Raw genomic sequence first — 17,435 nt, forward strand, 5'->3', positions numbered from 1 at the left:
GGGGCGTCACGGCCCGAAGACCTCCACCAGCAGGTCCTCGTCCGAGACGAAGGGCGGCGCCGAGGCCACCCGCTCCGCGAGGCCCTTGACGCCCGTCCCGCGCTCCAGCTCGCGGGACAGCTCCGGGACGGGCTCCCCGGCGGTCCGGATCCACCGGACCAGCCGCAGCGCCTGGTCACGGTCGATCCGCACCCGCCAGGCGCGGACGGCCCGGTGCGGCGCACGGTGGAACCGGGCCCGCTTCCGGTACTCCGCCAGGTCGGCCCCGGCCTGCACGCAGCGCCGATGGGCCGGGCCGAAGGCCTCCACCAGCTGGGGCAGCAGCTCCTCCAGGCGGGCCGCGGCGACCGGGAAGTCGCCCAGCTGCGCGGAGCACGCCGCGAGGTCGACCCCGGCCTGGAGGACGAGCGGGCCGCGCGGGCCCCGGGCGCTCCGCAGCGCGGGCAGCAGCGCGGTCAACAGCCGGACGGCGGTGGCCGGGTGGCCGCTCCTGCGGACCATCCCGGCCAGGTCGTACCGCACCTCCAGCACCTGCGGATCGAGCTGCCCGAGGACGGGCTGGAGGTCCGCCAGCAGGTCCTCCAGCAGCCCGACGGCCTGCGCCGGGCGGCGGTCCCGGTCGAGGTGCCGGGCGAGGTCCCGCCGGGCGGCGACGACCTCCGGGTCGGTCCCGCCGAGCGAGCGCACGGCCGCCTCGACCACCGGCCGGAGCCGGTGCACGGCCGCCGCGGGCCGCTCGTCCTGCACGGCCCCCACGGTCGCCGCCAGCCGGGCCCGGACGGCCACCGCGTCCTCGACCGGCCCGGGCGGTTCGACGGGGCGGCCGACCGGCCGGGGCGCCGGGTACAGCAGCGCGGGCCGGCCCACCGGCCGGAGCTTCGGCTGCCGGGTCGGGGCACGCCGCCGGACGGGGACGGGCCGCTTCGCCAACTCCGCTTTCGGGGCGGCCGGTTCGGGGGCCGTCGACTCCGGGGCGGCCGGCTTCGGGCCCGCCGGCTCCAGGCCCGTCGACTCCGGGCCCGTCGGCTCCGGGGCCGCCGGTTCCGCAGCAGCCGCGTCCGGCCCGACCCGGTCGACCGGTGTCGCCGTCGGCGGCGGCTCCCGGCCCTCCGCCAGGTCCGCGAAGCGCTGGGCGACCGTCCGGGCGTCGGCCGGCCGGTCCGCCGGCTCCTTCGCCAGCAACTGGACCAACAGGTCGGGGAGTTGGCGCGGAAGACCGTACTTCACCGGGTCCACCGCCGGGGGCGGCTCGTTGAGGTGCTGGTACATCAGCACCGGCGTCGAGTCCCCGGTGAACAGCCGCTTCCCGGTGAAGAGTTCGACCAGGACGCAGCCCAGCGCGTAGAGGTCCGCCCGGCCGTCCACCCGGCCGCCGGTCCACCGCTCCGGCGCCATGTACGGCGGACTGCCGATCACCGTGCCGACGGTGGTCAACCCGCTCGCCCCGACGTCCAGTTGGGCGATGCCGAAGTCCAGCACCTTGGCCAGGCCGTCCTCGGTGATCATCACGTTGTCCGGCTTGACGTCCCGGTGCACCATCCCCGCGTCGTGCGCGGCCGCCAGCGCCTCGCAGATCTGCCGGGCCCAGCGCAGACCCACCTGCGGATCCGGCCGGCCCTCCCGGATCACCTGGGTCAGGGTGCGGCCGGTGAGCAGCTCCATCACCAGGTAGGTGACCTGCTGGTCGTCGGCCTCGCTGTGGCCGAGGTCGTGCACGGTGACGATGTGCGGGTGCGACAGGTTGCCCGCCGCCGAGGCCTCCCGGGCGAACCGCAGCGCGGCCTTCGCCTGGTCGCCGTCGTCGTGCCGGATGACCTTGACCGCCACCGGCCGCCCGACCCGGGTGTCCTGGGCCCGCCAGACCACCCCGAATCCACCTTGGCCGAGCTTCTCCCGGAGCTCGTACCGGTCGTCGAGGACGTCACCGACCCGCACCTGCCCTCCCCCCAATCGGCTGTGTACCCACCGACTCTAGCGAGCGGCCCGGGCAGCGGCGCGCCCCGCCCTCACGGGCCGAAGATCTCCTCCACCACGTCCTCGTCCGAGACGTGGTCCGGCGCCTCGAACACCACGTCGGCAACGCCCTTGAGGCCGATGCCCCGCTCCAGCGCGCCGACGCAGGCGGCCGCCTCCTGGTCGGTGGCGAAGTCCCACACCCGCAGCCGGCGGACCAGCACCAGGGCCTCGATCGGGCTCATCCGCGGCGCCCGGCGGCGGTGGTGGCCGCCCTTGCGGCCGGACTGGGCCAGCCGCTGCTGGTAGCCGGCCAGGTCCTGCCAGGCCTGGACGGTGTTCGGGTGGTGGTCGCCCAGCGCCCGGGCCAGCTCGGGCAGCAGCGCGTGCAACTGCACCACCGCGCCCTGGAGGTCGCCGCGGTTGGCCTGGTGGACGGCGAGGTCGTGCCGGGCCTTGAGGACCCGGCTGTCCTGCGGGCCCCAGGCCGCGGCCAGGTCCGGCAGCAGTTCGCGCAGCAGCCGGATCGCGGTGACCGCCGAGCCGCTCTCGCCGATGCACCAGGCGAGGTGGTAGCGGGCGCCGAGGGTGTCCGGGTCGGTCGGGCCGAGCGCGGAGCGCATGTCGGCCACCACGCTGGAGAGCAGCCGGATCGCGCCGTCCAGGTCCCCGGTCCGGCTGAGGTACCAGGTGAAGTCCCGCCAGGCTCCCAGGGTGTCCCGGTCGCTCGCGCCGAGCGCGGTGACGCTCTCCTGGGCGACCGCCTGCAGCAGGATCGCCGACTCGCCCGCCGTCGCGGCCCGGTACGCGGCCGCACGGCGCTCGCGCAGCCCGGCCCGGACGGCGTCCCCGGACGCGGGGGCCGCGACCACCGGCGGGGTGGTCAGCGGGGACAGCACGGAGGGCGCCGCAGGAGCCGCGGGCGGCGCCGAAGGCACGGGCGGCGCGAGCGGAGGCGGCGCGACCGGCGCTGGCGGAACAACCGGAGCAGCGGGCACAACGGGCACAGCAGGAGCCACCGGAGCGACCGGAACCGCCCGGTCCGCCCCCGCCGCCACCCCGTCGACCGGCCACCCGGCCAGCTCGGCGAGCCGCCGCTCGACCGTACGGGCGTCGGCCGGCCGCTCCGCCGGGTCCTTCGCCAGCAGCTCCGCGACCAGCCCGGCCACCTGCGGCGGCAGCCCGAACTGGGCCGGATCGAGCGCCGGGGGCGGCTCGTTGAGGTGCTGGTACATCAGCACCGGCGTCGAGTCCCCGCCGAACGGCCTTGCCCCGGTGAAGAGTTCGACCAGGACGCAACCCAGCGCGTAGAGGTCCGCCCGCCCGTCCACCCGGCCGCCGGTCCACCGCTCCGGCGCCATGTAGGCGGGGCTGCCGACGATCGTCCCGGTGGTGGTCAGCCCGCCGGCGCCGGTGTCCAGCTGGGCGATGCCGAAGTCCAGCACCTTGAGGTGCCCGGCGTCGGTGATCATCACGTTGTCCGGCTTGATGTCCCGGTGCACCATGCCCGCGTCGTGGGCGGCCGCCAGGGCCCCGCAGATCTCCCGCCCCCAGCGCAGGCTGAGCGCGGGCTCGGGCAGTCCGGCCCGGAGCACCTCGGTCAGGGTGCGGCCGGTGAGCAGCTCCATCACCAGGAAGGTGACCTGCTGGTCGTCGGCCTCGCTCTGCCCCAGGTCGTGCACGGTGACGATGTGCGGGTGCGAGAGGTTCCCGGCCGCGCAGGCCTCCCGGACGAAGCGCAGCGCGGCCTTCGCCTGGTCGCCGCCGTGGTGCCCGATGACCTTGACCGCCACCGGCCGCTGCATCCGGGTGTCCTGGGCCCGCCAGACCACTCCGAAACCGCCCTGGCCGAGCTTCTCCCGCAGCTCGTACCGGCCGTCCAGCACGTCCCCGACTCGCACGCGCCCCTCCCCCACCCGTTGTGACGCCCAGACTCTACCGACGGCCCTCCCCACCTGACGGGCCTCCCCACCCGACAGCCCTCCCCACCCGACGGCCCAGGTGGAAGGATGAGCGGAGAGCCCGCAACGGTGCGACGGCTCGGACCCGTACAGCCCCGAGGAGCGCAGTCATGGCCAAGCAGGCCCCGCAGAGCGACCCGGTGCAGGACGCCCCCGAGGTGTCCGCGCCCCAGCACGCGGCCGCCGGCCTGCCCGCCGTCGGTCACAGCCTGCGGATGGCCGCCGAGCAGATGGGCGCCCGGCGCACCCTCGCCACCCTGCTCAAGGTCAACCAGCCGGACGGCTTCGACTGCCCCGGCTGCGCCTGGCCGGAGCCCGGCAAGACCCACACCGCCGAGTTCTGCGAGAACGGCGCCAAGGCCGTCGCCGAGGAGGCCACCGAGCGCCGGATCCGGGCCGAGTTCTTCGCCGCCCACCCGGTCGCCGACCTGGCCGAACGCTCCGGCTACTGGCTGGGCCAGCAGGGCCGGCTCACCCAGCCGATGCTGCTGGACGAGGGCGCCACCCACTACACCCCGGTCTCCTGGGACGACGCCTTCGCGCTGATCGCCGAGGAGCTGCGCGCCCTGGACACCCCGGACGGCGCCGCCTTCTACACCTCCGGCCGCACCAGCAACGAGGCCGCCTTCGCGTACCAGCTGTTCGCCCGCCGGTTCGGCACCAACAACCTGCCGGACTGCTCCAACATGTGCCACGAGTCGTCCGGTTCGGCGCTCACCGAGACGCTCGGCGTCGGCAAGGGCAGCGTCAGCCTCAAGGACCTCTACCAGGCCGACCTGATCATCGTGGCCGGCCAGAACCCGGGCACCAACCACCCCCGGATGCTCTCCGCGCTGGAGCGCGCCAAGCGGGCCGGTGCCACCGTGGTGAGCGTCAACCCGCTGCCGGAGGCGGGCCTGGAGCGGTTCAAGAACCCGCAGAACGCCCGCGGCCTGCTCGGCCACGGCACCAAGCTGACCGACCTCTTCCTGCAGATCCGCCTCGGCGGCGACCTGGCGCTGTTCCGCGCGCTCAACCGGATGATCCTGGAGGCGGACGGCGTGGACCGCGCCTTCGTCGCCGAACACTGCCACGGCTTCGAGGAGTTCGAGGAGCAGGCCCGGAAGACGGACCGCGAGGAGGTGCTCGCGGCCACCGGCCTGCCCTGGGAGCAGATCGAGGAGCTCGGCCGGCTGGTGCTGGCCTCGAAGAAGATCATCGTCTGCTGGGCGATGGGCCTCACCCAGCACAAGCACGCGGTGCCGACCATCCGCGAGGTGGTCAACTTCCTGCTGCTGCGCGGCAACGTGGGCCGCCCCGGCGCCGGGGTCTGCCCGGTGCGCGGGCACAGCAACGTCCAGGGCGACCGCACCATGGGCATCTTCGAGCGGCCCGCCAAGGCCTTCCTGGACGCGTTGGAGAACGAGTTCGGCTTCGAGCCGCCGCGCGCGCACGGCCTCGACTCGGTGGACACCATCCGGGCGATGCGCGACGGCAGGGTCAAGGTGTTCTTCGCGATGGGCGGCAACTTCGTCGCCGCGACCCCGGACACCGAGGTCACCGAGGCCGCGATGCGCCGCTGCCGGCTGACCGTCCACGTCTCCACCAAGCTCAACCGCTCGCACGTGGTCACCGGCGCCCGGGCCCTGATCCTGCCCACCCTGGGCCGCACCGACCGGGACGTCACCGCCGCCGGCGCCCAGTTCGTCAGCGTCGAGGACTCGATGGGCCAGGTCCACTCCTCGCGCGGCGGACTGCGCCCGCCCGCGCCGGGGCTGCTCTCCGAGACGGCGATCGTCTGCCGCCTCGCCCGCACCGTCCTCGGCCCGCGGGACACCGTGCCGTGGGAGGACTTCGCGACCGACTACGACACCCTGCGCGACCGGATCGCCCGGGTGGTGCCGGGCTTCGAGGACTTCAACGAGAAGGTCCGCCGCCCCGGCGGCTTCACCCTCCCGCACGGCCCCCGGGACACCCGCACCTTCCCCACCGCCACCGGGAAGGCCAACTTCACGGTCAACCCGCTGACCGCCCCCGAGGTCCCGCCGGGCCGGCTGCTGCTGCAGACCCTGCGCTCGCACGACCAGTACAACACCACGATCTACGGCCTGGACGACCGCTACCGCGGGATCAAGGGCGGTCGCCGCGTCGTCCTGGTCAACCCGGCGGACGCCGCCGAACTCGACCTCGCCGAGGGCCGGTACGTCGACCTGGTCAGCGAGTGGACGGACGGCACCGAGCGCCGCGCCCCGCACTTCCGGGTCGTCCACTACCCCGTCGCCCGCGGCGGCGCGGCGGCCTACTACCCGGAGACCAACGTGCTGGTGCCGCTCGACTCCACGGCCGACATCAGCAACACCCCGACCTCCAAGGCCGTGGTGATCCGCTTCGAGCCCGACACCGGCGCGGCCGGGTAACGGCACCCCCGAACGGCACGGAGGCCGCCCGGCGTCCCTGGGACGCGGGGCGGCCTCCTCGTGCCGGAGCCGTACGCGGCACCGGAGCCGAACGCGGCGCCGAAGCAACGCGGCGCCGGAGCCGTACGCGGCGCCGGAGCCGTACGCGATCAGTGCAACAGGCCGCCGAGCGGCAGCGTGGCCGTGGGGCTGCCCGGCACGGGGGCGCCCGCCGAGCCGGTGCCGCTCGGGGTGCCGGTGCCCGACGGCGTCCCGGTGCCGGACGGCGTGCCGGTCGGGGTGCCCGTCGGCGTCTGGGTGGGCTTGTCGCTCGGCGTCTGGGTCGGCGTGCCCGTCGGCGTCTGGGTCGGGGTCCCGGTGGGCGTACCGGTCGGCGTGCCCGGGCCGGTCGGCGTCGTCGGCGTGCCGGTGCCGGACGGCGTCCCGGTCGGCGTGCCGGTGCCGCCCGGGGTGGGCGTGGCCGGGGTGCCGCCGGTGGCCGGCGGGGCCGGGGTCCGGTCGACCGGGCTGGGCGCGATCGGGGTGACGGTGTCCCAGCCCTTCGGCAGGTCCGGCACCTTCCAGGCGCCGCCGGCGTCGTCGGCCGTGCCGTCCGGGTCGGGGCGGACGGCGCCGAGGATCGCCATCGAGCCGATCGGCGAGACCTTGATGAACGCGCCCGGCCGCGGCGCCTGGACGATCAGCCCGCCGCCGATGTACATCGCGACGTGCGAGGCGTCCTGGAAGTAGACCACCAGGTCGCCGGGCCGCAGCTGGTTCAGCGGGACGTGCTGCAGCTGCGCCCACTGCTCCTGGCTGGTGCGCGGGATCGCCTTCCCCGCGTGCAGCCAGGCCTGCGAGGTGAGGCCGGAGCAGTCGTAGGAGTCCGGGCCGGTGCCGCCCCACAGGTACGGCTTGCCGAGCTGGGCGAGTGCGAAGGCCACGGCGCCGCGGCCGGCCAGCGAGGGGGTGCGCTCGCCCTTGCCGAGGGCGCCGGAGGCGAGGAAGGCGAGCTGGGCCTCGTCAGCCTTGGCCTTCTCCAGCTGTTCGAGTTCGGTGCGCTGGGCGCCGGTGAGCGAGGAGACCAGCTGTTCGACCGAGGCGAGGTCGGCCGTGACCTTGGCCTTGGCGGCGTCCTGCTGGACGACCAGCGCCTGCGAGGTCTTGAGGGCTTCCTCGGTCTGCTTCTTCAAGCCGTCGAGCGCGTCCCGGTCGGCCTTGAGCTTGTCCAGGAACTCGGACTGCGAGCGGCTGGCCGCGGCGAGCAGTTCGGCGATGGTGACGGCCTCGTACGGGTCCTTGGAGAGCAGCAGCTCGGCGTAGGCGGAGGAGGCGCCGTTGCGGTACTGGGCGGCGGCGAGCTGGGAGGCGATGTCCGTCCCGGCGTCGACCTGCTTCTGCTGCTTGTCGAGCCTGCCCTGGAGGTCGGTGAGCGTGGTCTGCTGCTCGGTGACCTTGGCGACCGCGCCGTTGTACTGCTCGGTGGCGGCCTCGGCGCTCTGGTAGAGCCCGTGCAGCTGGTCGAGCAGCGGGCCGAGGGTGGCCTTGGCCGCGGCGAGCGGGTCGGCTCCGGGGGCGACGACGGCACCGGCGCCCGGGTCGGGTGCCGCGTAGGCGGCCTGGGTGGCGACCGGCAGCGCCAGCGCGGCGGCCGCGAGGACGGCTCCGCACCGCAGGGCCGCCCGCACCCAGGGGCGTACTCCTGATGTCTCCGTGCGCTGTGCAGCCCCGCCCATGGGTGGTCCTCCCCGCCCTTGCCCTGTCCTGCCGGTGCGCCGCCCGCGGGCTCCCCCGGGAACGATCCCGCAGATCCTCCCACGGGTTACTCGTCGGAAACAGAGCGCACGCGGACCGGGAGGTTAATTCTCGATTGATCTGTCGATCCGCCGATCCGTTGATCCGCGCGGCAGCTGTGAGACAGGTCTCAGCAAACGGGGGCGAAACAGGACGTTCTCCGCCAATGCCCAGCTCAGCGGGGCCCAGGACACCCCTCCGAAAGCTCCCGGACACCGGCGGGTCACCGGCGGAACCACGATTCCCGGCTCAGTTCACCTTCCGTTTACCCAACAGACCTACGGTCGCGAGGTCATCAACGTCCGTGCGACAACTACGACGATTGTTTGGGTATGGAACACATCTCGTTCCTGGTAGCCGTTGTGATCATCACGGCGCTCGCCTTCGACTTCACCAACGGGTTCCACGACACCGCCAACGCGTCCGCCACCGCGATCGCGACCGGGGCCCTCCGTCCGAAGGTCGCGGTCACCATCGCGGCCCTGCTCAACTTCGCAGGCGCGTTCCTGTCGGTGAAGGTCGCCACCACCATCTCCGGTGGCATCGTCAACGAGAAGGCCGGCATCCACCCCGAGGTGATCTTCGCCGCCCTGGCCGGCGCGATCCTCTGGAACCTGCTGACCTGGCTGCGCGGTCTGCCGTCCAGTTCCTCGCACGCCCTGTACGGCGGCCTGATCGGCGCCACGATCGTCGGCGTCGGCATGAACGGCGTCAACTTCGACACCGTGATCACCAAGATCATCATCCCGGCGGTCGCCTCCCCCCTGGTCGCCGGCCTCGCCTCCTGGGGCGCCACCAAGCTGGCCTACGCGATCACCCGCAGGGGCAACGGCGCCGCCACCGACAAGGGCTTCAAGACCGGCCAGATCTTCTCCTCCTCGCTGATCTCGCTGGCGCACGGCACCAACGACGCCCAGAAGACGATGGGCATCATCACCCTGACCCTGGTCTCGGTCGGCGCCCTGCCGCACGGCGCGCTGCCCCCCACCTGGGTGATCGTCTCGGCGGGCGCCGCGATCGCGCTCGGCACCTACATGGGCGGCTGGCGGATCATCCGCTCGATGGGCAAGGGCCTGGCGGACATCAAGCCGCTGCAGGGCTTCGCCTCCGAGTCGGCTGTCTCCACCGTCATCCTGACCTCCTCGCACATGGGCTTCGGCCTCTCCACCACCCAGGTCTGCACCGGCGGCATCATGGGCGCCGGCCTCGGCGGCCCGAAGCCGGAGCTGCGCTGGAGCCTGGTCCGCCGCATGGTCTACACCTGGGGCCTGACCCTGCCGGCCGCCGGCCTGGTCGCCGGCGGGGCGGCCGTGCTGGCCCGCCAGGGCGCCTGGGGCGTCGCCCTGGTCGGCGCCGTGCTGGTGGCCGGTTCGGCCACCATGTGGGTCATCTCCCGCCGCCAGCCGGTCAGCGCGGACAACGTCAACGACATCCCCGAGGTCACCCCGGTCGAGGTCACCCCCGTCGAGGTCGCCGCCACCCCGGCCACCGCCGCCCCCACCCCCGCCTCGACCACGGTCGCGGCCTGAGCGCCGCAGACCGAGGAGCACTCCCATGCACATCAAGTGGAACGCCCTGGCCCAGACCGCCGGCATCAGCTTCGGCGTCACCGTCGCCGTGGTCGCCGTCTTCGCCCTCGGCATCCTGGCGCTGTCCCGCCGGGAGGCCGCGCTGAGTTCCCGCGCGGCGGGCGGTCAGGCGGCCGGCGGCGGCAAGCCCGCCCTGCTGGCCGGCGCGTACGCCTGCTTCGCGCTCTGCGCCTGCGCCGTGGTCTACGGCCTGGTGCTGATCGCCGCGCCGTAAGGCGTCGCGGCTCGGTGCCGCGCCGTAAGGCATCACGGCACCGAGCGACGCCGACGGGCCGGGGAGAGTCGAACTCTCCCCGGCCCGTCGGCGTTCGTGCCTGCGCGCTTCCCCGCCCCGGTCAGCTCTCCTGGGTGGTCCGCAGCGCGGTCTCCCGGATGAACAGCACGGTGACGAAGGACAGCGCCGCGAAGGGCGCGGCCCACAGGAAGACCGTGCCGACGCCGTGGCCGAAGGCGTCGGTGACCAGCGGCAGGATCGGGGCCGGCAGCTTCGCCAGGTCCGGGATGCCGCCGCCGGAGGCCGCGGCCCCGGCCGGGATGTGCGCCGCGGCGAGGTTCTCGGCCAGGTAGTGGCCGACCTTGTTGGACATCAGCGCGCCCAGCGCGGAGACGCCCATCGCGCCGCCCATGGTGCGGAAGAAGGTGACGACGGAGCTGGCCGCGCCGAGCTCGTGCCGGGGCACCGTGTTCTGCACCGCGAGCACCAGGTTCTGGCTGGTCAGGCCGAGGCCGATGCCGGTGAGCGCCATGTAGAGGGAGAGCAGCCCGTAGTTCGTGTCGACCCGGGCGGTGCCGAGCAGGCCGAAGCCGATCGCGAGCAGCGCGGTGCCGGCGACCAGGTAGGCCTTCCACCTGCCGTACTTGGTGATCAGCCGGCCGGCCACCGCGGAGGAGACCGCCAGGCCGATGATCATCGGCAGCGTCATCAGGCCGGCCGTCGTCGGGGACTTGTCCCGGGCCAGCTGGAAGTACTGGCTGAGGAAGGTGGTCGCGCCGTACATCCCGACGCCGACCAGCACGCTGGCGATCGCGGCCAGGGTGACGGTGCGGTACTTGAACAGCGACGGCGGGATGATCGGCTCGGCGGCGCGGCGCTCGACCACCACGGCCAGCGCGGCCAGCAGCACGCCGCCGCCGACCATGGCCGCGGTCTGCCAGGACAGCCACGGGTAGTCGGTGCCCGCCAGCGTGATCCAGATCATCAGCAGGCTGACGGCGCCGGTGATGACCAGCGCGCCCAGGTAGTCGATCTTCGCCGGGCGCTTGACCACCGGCAGCTTGAGGGTGCGCTGCACCACCAGGATCGCGGCCAGCGCGAACGGGATGCCGACGTAGAAGCACCAGCGCCAGCCGAGCCAGGAGGTGTCGACGATGACGCCGCCGATCAGCGGGCCGCCGATGGTGGCGAGGGCGAACACCGCGCCGAAGTAGCCGCTGTACCGGCCGCGCTCGCGCGGCGGGACCATCGCGGCCAGGCAGATCTGGCCGAGCGCGACGACGCCGCCGGCGCCGATGCCCTGGAGGGCGCGGCAGGCGATCAGCTCGCCGGTGTTCTGCGAGAGGCCGGCCAGCGCGGAGGTGGCGATGTAGATCAGCAGGGCTATCTGGAGCAGCAGCTTCTTGCTGGCCAGGTCGGAGAGCTTGCCCCAGATCGGGGTGGAGGCGGTCAGCGTGAGCAGGGCCGCGGTGATCACCCAGGTGTAGGCGGACTGGCCGCCGTGCAGGTCGGTGAGGATGTGCGGCAGGGCGTTGGAGACGACGGTCGACGAGAGCACGGCCACGAACAGGCCGAGCAGCAGGCCGGACAGCGCCTCCATCACCTGCCGGTGGGTCATCGGACGGTCGTCGACGGCGGCTGCGGCGCCGGTCGAGGCCTGGGTGGTCACGGTCATCTGGGTCCTTCGGCGAGGCGGACGGCTACGGGGCGGGGCACCGGGCGCGGCGTGCGGGGTACACGGGCAGGGAAATTCGTTGCCTTAAGCAACCATACGACTGATAGTTGAGTAAGGCAACCTTCTTCAAGCCCAAGTAAAGCCCCGCCCGGCGTGAGAGTTCCGCCACTTCGGCGCGGCCCGCCGGACCCTCACCCCGACCCGACACCCCGTCACCACCAGGCACTCCTCGTCCGCCGCGGCGCCGGCGCCACCCAGTAGCGGTGGCCGAGAACCGGCGCGGGAGGTAGGAAGAGCAAGTTAGTTCATGGTATTAAGTATCCGTTTTCCGCCGATACGCAAGGAGATGTGGATGACCGCCCCGGGGCAGGGATTCGTCGCCGAACTGAAGGGCGCGGTCACACCGCGTGCGGCACTGCTGGTGATCGGCGTGCTGCTGCTGCAGCTCGGGTTCATCACCTCGTACGTCGGGGCGCTGCACCACCCGACGCCGCACAAGCTGTCGATCGCGGTGGTCGCGCCGCCGCAGGTCACGCCCAAGCTGGTCCAGGCCCTGGAGTCGGTGCCGGACGAGGCGGTCAAGCCGGTCACCGCGCCGGACACCGAGACGGCGACCCAGCAGATCAAGGACCAGAAGATCTACGCCGCGCTGGTCGTGGACCCGAACGGCACCCAGGACACCCTGCTGACCGCCGGCGCCCGCGGCACCTCGGCCGCCAAGGCCGCCGAGAGCATCACCACCGCGCTGGACAAGTCCCAGGGCCGCACCGTCAAGGTCGAGGACGTCGTGCCGCTGGCCAAGGGCGACACCAACGGCCTCACCGGCTTCTACCTGGTGATCGGCTGGTGCGTCGGCGGCTACCTGGTCGCCTCCATCCTCGGCATCAGCGCCGGCTCCAAGCCGGCCAACGTCCACCGCCTGCTGATCCGCCTCGGCGTCCTCGCGCTGTACTCGGTCGGCGCCGGCCTCGGCGGCACGATCATCGCCGGGCCGGTGCTGGACGCGATGCCCGGCTCGATCCTGTCGCTGACCGCCCTCGGCGCCCTGGTGGTGTTCACCGTCGGCGCCTTCACCATGGCCCTGCAGTGCCTGTTCGGCATCATCGGCATCGGCCTCGCGGTGCTGGTCTTCGTGGTGCTCGGCAACCCGAGCGCCGGCGGCGTCTACCCGGCCCCGATGATGCCGCCGTTCTGGCGGGCGATCGGCTCGCTGATCCCGAACGGCGCCGGCACCAGCGCCACCAAGTCGATCGCCTACTTCGGCTCCACCAACCTGGGCATGCCGATCCTGGTCCTGGTGGTCTGGGCGCTGGTCGGCGTCGCCGTCGCCTTCCTGGCCGTGCTGCGCACCCCGCGCGAGGCCGGGCGCGAGCTCGACGCCGACGCCCCCGCTGCGGCCTGAGCCCCGGCGCACCGCCCACGGCACCGGACGGGCCCCCGACCGCAGTGGTCGGGGGCCCGTTGCTGTTCCGGGGGCCCGTTCCCGGGGCCCGCTCCTGTTCGGGGGCCGGTCGGCTCAGCCGCCCGCGAGCGGCCCCGGGTCGGCGACGATCGCGCGCACCACGCCCACCGCCGCCCCCAGCAGCGGCCCGCGCCGGCCGAGCCGGGAGACCGTGAGCCGGTCCTCCGCCCAGGGCCGGACCGTCACCCGGGCCGCCAGCTCGTGCCGCATCGCCGGCACCAGCCAGGGCGCCAGCCGGGCGTAGCCGCCGCCCAGCACCACCTCGGCCGGGTCCAGCAGGTTGACCGCCCCGGCGGCGGCGATGCCGAGCGCGGCCCCCGCCCCGGCCAGCGCCGTCCGGACCGGCTCGTCCCCGGCGCCGGCGCGTTCGGCGAGCAGCGCCACCCAGTCGCCGGGCACCCCGGCCAGCCCCGCCGCCCGCAGCACCGCCGCCTCTCCCGCGTACTGCTCCAGGCAGCCGTGCGAGCCGCAGGCGCAGCGCCGCCCCTCGGGGTGGACGGGCATGTGGCCCAGCTCGCCCGCGTAGCCGCGCGACCCGCGCAGCAGCCGGCCGCCGACCACCACGGCGGCGCCGACGCCGGCCTCGGCGGAGACGTACAGGAAGTCCTCCGGGCCCTCGCCCAGCCAGCGTTCGGCCAGGCCGCCGAGGTTGGCCTCGTTGTCCGCGTCGACCGGCAGCTCGGCCAGGCCTTCGCCGACCACGCGCAGCGCCGGGCGCAGTTCGGCGGCCAGCGGGACGTCCTGCCAGCCGAGGTTGGCGGCCCGCTGGAGCACCCCGCCGCTGCCGACCAGCCCGGGCACGGCCAGGGTCAGCCCGGCCGGGCGCAGGCCGGACTCGGCGACGGCCGAGCGCACCAGCCGGGCCAGGTCGGCCATCACGGCGGCGGGTTCCCGGCCGTGGTTGGCGCTCTCCTCGCGCCGCCAGGCCCGGACCTCGCCGCGCAGGTCGACCACGCAGACGCCGAGGTGGCGGACCCCGATCTCGGCGCCGAGGCCGCCGGGCCCGAGCGGGTTGAGGCCGAGCGCGGTGCCGGGGCGGCCGACCTTGCCGCTGGGGGCGGCCGGGCCCTCCTCGACGACCAGGCCGGCCGAGATCAGCTGTTCGGCGAGCGAGGAGACCGCGGCCCTGGTCAGCCCGGTTCCGGCGGCCACCTCGGCGCGCGAGCGGGGGCCGCGCGCGATCAGGCCGAGCACCAGGGCCAGGTTGGCCCGGCGCATTCCCTGCTGGCTGGCGGGCCCGGTCCGGACGCCGTCCGGCTCCCCGCGCATAACCCTCACCTCACGGTCTTTCCGGTACATCCCGTGGCATCTCGGGTGCAGCGTAACCGGGTTCCGGCTCCGCGTGCGTCCGGGCGGCGGGGCTGGTGAAGACCCAGCGCCGCATCGCCCAGAAGCGGAACAGCATGGCGACGAAGGTGCCGACCACCATCCCGCTGAGGAAGTCGGCAACCTCCTGCTGGAACGGGTCGACGTACGGCTCGCGCAGGTCGAGGGCGTACCGGGAGAGCGCCAGCGGGATGTCGTTGACCCCGATCGCCACCACGCTGACCAGGAAGAACAGCAGGGCCTCCGGCCGGCGCCCGTCCGTCCGGAAGGCCCAGCGGCGGTTGAGCACGTACGAGACGGCGGTGGCGATCACCGTCGCCACCGTCAGGGCGACCACCGGCTGGTGCTCCAGGACGGTGAACTTGAGCTCGACGTCGATCACCGTGGTGAGGACGAAGCAGCCGCTGCCGACCGTCAGGAACTTCACCAGCCGGCGGTGCCGCACCAGGAACGGCCGCAGCCTCGCCGGCACCCGGGCCAGGACGCGCTGCGTGGGGGACGGCATCTCCGCAGTGTGGCACGCGGCGGGCCGGTCCGGCGGATCCGCCGGACCGGCCCGGGCCGCCCGCCCCGACCGCGTCAGGCCGCGGCGACCAGCACTCCGGCCGGCTCCAGGGCCAGCTCCAGCACCTCCCGCACGTCGGCCACCGGGTGGACGGTGAGCCGCTCCAGCACCTCGGCCGGGACGTCGTCCAGGTCGGCCTCGTTGCGCTTGGGGATGATCACCGTGGTGACGCCGGCCCGGTCGGCGGCGAGCAGCTTCTGCTTCACCCCGCCGATCGGCAGCACCCGCCCGGTCAGCGACACCTCGCCCGTCATCGCCACGTCGGTGCGAACCTTGCGGCCGGAGAGCAGCGAGGCGAGCGCCGTGGTCATGGTGATGCCGGCGCTCGGCCCGTCCTTGGGGACGGCCCCGGCCGGGATGTGCAGGTGCACGCCGCGGTCGCGCAGCGAGGTGACCGGCAGTTCCAGCTCGGCGCCGCGCGAGCGGAGGTAGGAGAGCGCGATGTGCGCGGACTCCTTCATCACGTCGCCCAGCTGCCCGGTCAGGGTCAGCCCGGTGCCGCCCGTCTCGGCGTCGGCCAGCGAGGCCTCGATGTAGAGGACGTCACCGCCGGCGCCGGTGACGGCGAGGCCGGTGGCCACCCCGGGGACGGCGGTGCGGCGCTCGGCCGGCTCCTGGGCGGACTCCGGCACGTGGTGCGGGCGGCCGATCAGGGCGGGCAGGTCCGCCGCGCCGACCGCGGCGGGCAGCTCGCGCTCGCCCAGCTCGGCCTGAGCGGCGATCTTGCGCAGCACCCGGGCGATCGAGCGCTCCAGGTTCCGCACGCCCGCCTCCCGGGTGTACTCCCCGGCGAGCCGGCGCAGCGCCTCCTCGTCCACGCCGACCTGCTCGCCGCCGAGGCCGGCCTTCTCCAGCTGGCGCGGGAGCAGGTGGTCCCGGGCGATGACGACCTTCTCGTCCTCGGTGTAGCCGTCCAGCCGGACCAGCTCCATCCGGTCGAGCAGCGGCTCGGGGATGGCCTCCAGCACGTTGGCGGTGGCGAGGAAGACCACGTCGGAGAGGTCGAGCTCGACCTCCAGGTAGTGGTCCCGGAAGGTGTGGTTCTGGGCCGGGTCCAGCACCTCCAGCAGGGCGGCGGCCGGGTCTCCCCGGTAGTCGGAGCCGACCTTGTCGATCTCGTCGAGCAGGACGACCGGGTTCATCGAACCGGCCTCCTTGATCGCCCGCACCAGCCGGCCGGGCTGCGCGCCGACGTAGGTGCGCCGGTGGCCGCGGATCTCGGCCTCGTCCCGGACGCCGCCGAGCGCGACCCGGACGAAGCTGCGGCCCATGGCGCGGGCCACGCTCTCGCCGAGCGAGGTCTTGCCGACGCCGGGCGGCCCGACCAGGGCCAGCACCGCGCCGCCCCGGCGGCCGCCGACCAGCCCGAGCCCCTGGTCGGCCCGGCGCTTGCGCACCGCGAGGTACTCGACGATGCGGTCCTTCACGTCGGCCAGGCCGGCGTGGTCGGCGTCGAGCACGGCGCGGGCGCCGGCGATGTCGTACGCGTCCTCGCTGCGTTCGTTCCAGGGCAGTTCCAGGACGGTGTCCAGCCAGGTGCGGATCCAGGAGCCCTCGGGCGACTGGTCTGAGGAGCGCTCCAGCTTGTCGACCTCCTTGAGCGCGGCCTCGCGGACCTTCTCGGGCAGGTCGGCGGCCTCGACCCGGGCGCGGTAGTCGCCCTCCTCGTCGGCCGGGTCGCCGTTCAGCTCGGCCAGCTCCTTGCGGACGGCCTCCAGCTGGCGGCGGAGCAGGAACTCCTTCTGCTGCTTGGCCACGCCCTCCTCGACGTCCTTGCGGATGGTGTCGTTGACCTCCTCCTCGGCGAGGTGGTCGCGCAGCAGGGTGAGCGCGTACTCCAGGCGGGCGACCTGGTCGGCCTCCAGCAGCACCTTGAGCTTCTGCTCGGCGGTGGCGAAGGGTGCGTAGCCGATGTTGTCGGCGAGCTCGCCGACGCCCTCGATCTGCGCCACCCGGTCGACGATCTGCCAGGCGCCGCGCTTGCGCAGCCACTGGGTGGACAGCGCCTTGTACTCCTTGACCAGCTCGGCGGCCCGCCCGGCCACCGGCATGCCGACCGAGGACTCCTGGAACGGTGTGGTCTCCACCCAGAGGGCGGCCCCGGGGCCGGTGGTGCCGACCCCGATCCGGACCCGGCGCACGGCGCGCACCAGCGCCGCCGGCTGCCCGATCGTGCCCGGGCCGTCGGCCAGTCGGCCGACCTGCTCGACGGTGGCCAGCGTGCCGGCCGCCGCGTACGAGCCGTCCACCCGCGGGACCAGCAGGACCTGGGGCTTGCCGGAGCCGGCGGCCGCGGCACGGGCGGCCTCGACCGCGGCGCGCACCTCGGTGTCCTTGAGGTCCAGCGGGACGACCATGCCCGGGAGCACCACCTCGTCGTCGAGGGGCAGCACGGGCAGGGTGAGCGGTGTGGACGTCGATGCCATGATCTCTCCCCGGTCAGTGAACTTGAGTCGACCTGACTAAGGATTCACGAGCGCCAGTTGTTCCCCGCATCTTGTTCGCCGTGAGCGAACGGCGA

11 protein-coding genes are annotated in these 17,435 nt (G+C 74.1%); 4 read left to right on the forward strand and 7 right to left on the reverse strand.

The genetic code is table 11. The features are described 5' to 3' along the window. Positions 1-6: 6 nt before the first annotated feature. Complete coding sequence (locus ACIQWA_RS12040) at positions 7-1,935, reverse strand: protein kinase (protein ID WP_402481228.1); 1,929 nt, start codon at positions 1,933-1,935, stop codon at positions 7-9. A gap of 71 nt (positions 1,936-2,006) precedes the next feature. Then, complete coding sequence (locus ACIQWA_RS12045; RefSeq protein WP_402481230.1) at positions 2,007-3,854, reverse strand: protein kinase; 1,848 nt, start codon at positions 3,852-3,854, stop codon at positions 2,007-2,009. A 170-nt stretch (positions 3,855-4,024) separates the two neighbouring features. Here ACIQWA_RS12045 and ACIQWA_RS12050 point away from each other — a divergent pair, with 170 nt between their 5' ends. Further along, on the forward strand, positions 4,025-6,310 hold the full coding sequence (locus tag ACIQWA_RS12050; RefSeq protein WP_402481233.1) for an FdhF/YdeP family oxidoreductase: 2,286 nt from the start codon (positions 4,025-4,027) through the stop codon (positions 6,308-6,310). A 149-nt stretch (positions 6,311-6,459) separates the two neighbouring features. On the opposite strand, the gene ACIQWA_RS12055 is transcribed toward ACIQWA_RS12050, so the two are convergent. Then, positions 6,460-7,977, reverse strand: coding sequence for an NlpC/P60 family protein (locus ACIQWA_RS12055; RefSeq protein ID WP_402481235.1), 1,518 nt, complete (start codon positions 7,975-7,977; stop codon positions 6,460-6,462). A gap of 438 nt (positions 7,978-8,415) precedes the next feature. Between ACIQWA_RS12055 and ACIQWA_RS12060 the strand changes: the two genes are divergently transcribed. Then, positions 8,416-9,612, forward strand: coding sequence for an anion permease (locus tag ACIQWA_RS12060; protein WP_402481238.1), 1,197 nt, complete (start codon positions 8,416-8,418; stop codon positions 9,610-9,612). Positions 9,613-9,637: 25 nt separating this feature from the next. Beyond that, the gene (locus ACIQWA_RS12065; RefSeq protein WP_402481241.1) at positions 9,638-9,886 is read left to right on the forward strand and encodes a hypothetical protein; all 249 of its coding nucleotides are present in this window, start codon (positions 9,638-9,640) and stop codon (positions 9,884-9,886) included. A gap of 121 nt (positions 9,887-10,007) precedes the next feature. On the opposite strand, the gene ACIQWA_RS12070 is transcribed toward ACIQWA_RS12065, so the two are convergent. Next, the gene (locus tag ACIQWA_RS12070) at positions 10,008-11,561 is read right to left on the reverse strand and encodes an MDR family MFS transporter (protein WP_402481244.1); all 1,554 of its coding nucleotides are present in this window, start codon (positions 11,559-11,561) and stop codon (positions 10,008-10,010) included. Between the two features lie 352 nt (positions 11,562-11,913). Here ACIQWA_RS12070 and ACIQWA_RS12075 point away from each other — a divergent pair, with 352 nt between their 5' ends. Next, a complete protein-coding gene (locus tag ACIQWA_RS12075) occupies positions 11,914-12,963 on the forward strand; it encodes an ABC transporter permease (RefSeq protein ID WP_402481246.1) in 1,050 nt (349 codons plus the stop codon). 114 nt (positions 12,964-13,077) lie between these two features. On the opposite strand, the gene ACIQWA_RS12080 is transcribed toward ACIQWA_RS12075, so the two are convergent. The 3 genes from ACIQWA_RS12080 to lon form a co-directional block, all read right to left on the reverse strand. Continuing rightward, on the reverse strand, positions 13,078-14,292 hold the full coding sequence (locus ACIQWA_RS12080; protein ID WP_402481248.1) for an ROK family protein: 1,215 nt from the start codon (positions 14,290-14,292) through the stop codon (positions 13,078-13,080). Between the two features lie 10 nt (positions 14,293-14,302). Further along, complete coding sequence (locus ACIQWA_RS12085) at positions 14,303-14,854, reverse strand: GtrA family protein (RefSeq protein ID WP_402481250.1); 552 nt, start codon at positions 14,852-14,854, stop codon at positions 14,303-14,305. Between the two features lie 74 nt (positions 14,855-14,928). Beyond that, complete coding sequence (gene lon, locus ACIQWA_RS12090) at positions 14,929-17,340, reverse strand: endopeptidase La (protein WP_402481253.1); 2,412 nt, start codon at positions 17,338-17,340, stop codon at positions 14,929-14,931. Between the last annotated feature and the right edge of the window lie 95 nt (positions 17,341-17,435).

This window comes from Kitasatospora sp. NPDC098652 (assembly GCF_044760155.1).
Classification (GTDB): Bacteria; Actinomycetota; Actinomycetes; order Streptomycetales; family Streptomycetaceae; genus Kitasatospora.

Excerpts from the sequence above, each read along its gene's own strand:
- ACIQWA_RS12050 (WP_402481233.1), top strand. The coding sequence starts at position 4,025 with ATGGCCAAGCAGGCCCCGCAGAGCGACCCGGTGCAGGACGCCCCCGAG.
- ACIQWA_RS12060 (WP_402481238.1), top strand. The coding sequence starts at position 8,416 with ATGGAACACATCTCGTTCCTGGTAGCCGTTGTGATCATCACGGCGCTC.
- ACIQWA_RS12065 (WP_402481241.1), top strand. The coding sequence starts at position 9,638 with ATGCACATCAAGTGGAACGCCCTGGCCCAGACCGCCGGCATCAGCTTC.
- ACIQWA_RS12070 (WP_402481244.1), bottom strand. The coding sequence starts at position 11,561 with ATGACCGTGACCACCCAGGCCTCGACCGGCGCCGCAGCCGCCGTCGAC.
- ACIQWA_RS12075 (WP_402481246.1), top strand. The coding sequence starts at position 11,914 with ATGACCGCCCCGGGGCAGGGATTCGTCGCCGAACTGAAGGGCGCGGTC.
- ACIQWA_RS12080 (WP_402481248.1), bottom strand. The coding sequence starts at position 14,292 with ATGCGCGGGGAGCCGGACGGCGTCCGGACCGGGCCCGCCAGCCAGCAG.
- ACIQWA_RS12085 (WP_402481250.1), bottom strand. The coding sequence starts at position 14,854 with ATGCCGTCCCCCACGCAGCGCGTCCTGGCCCGGGTGCCGGCGAGGCTG.
- lon (WP_402481253.1), bottom strand. The coding sequence starts at position 17,340 with ATGGCATCGACGTCCACACCGCTCACCCTGCCCGTGCTGCCCCTCGAC.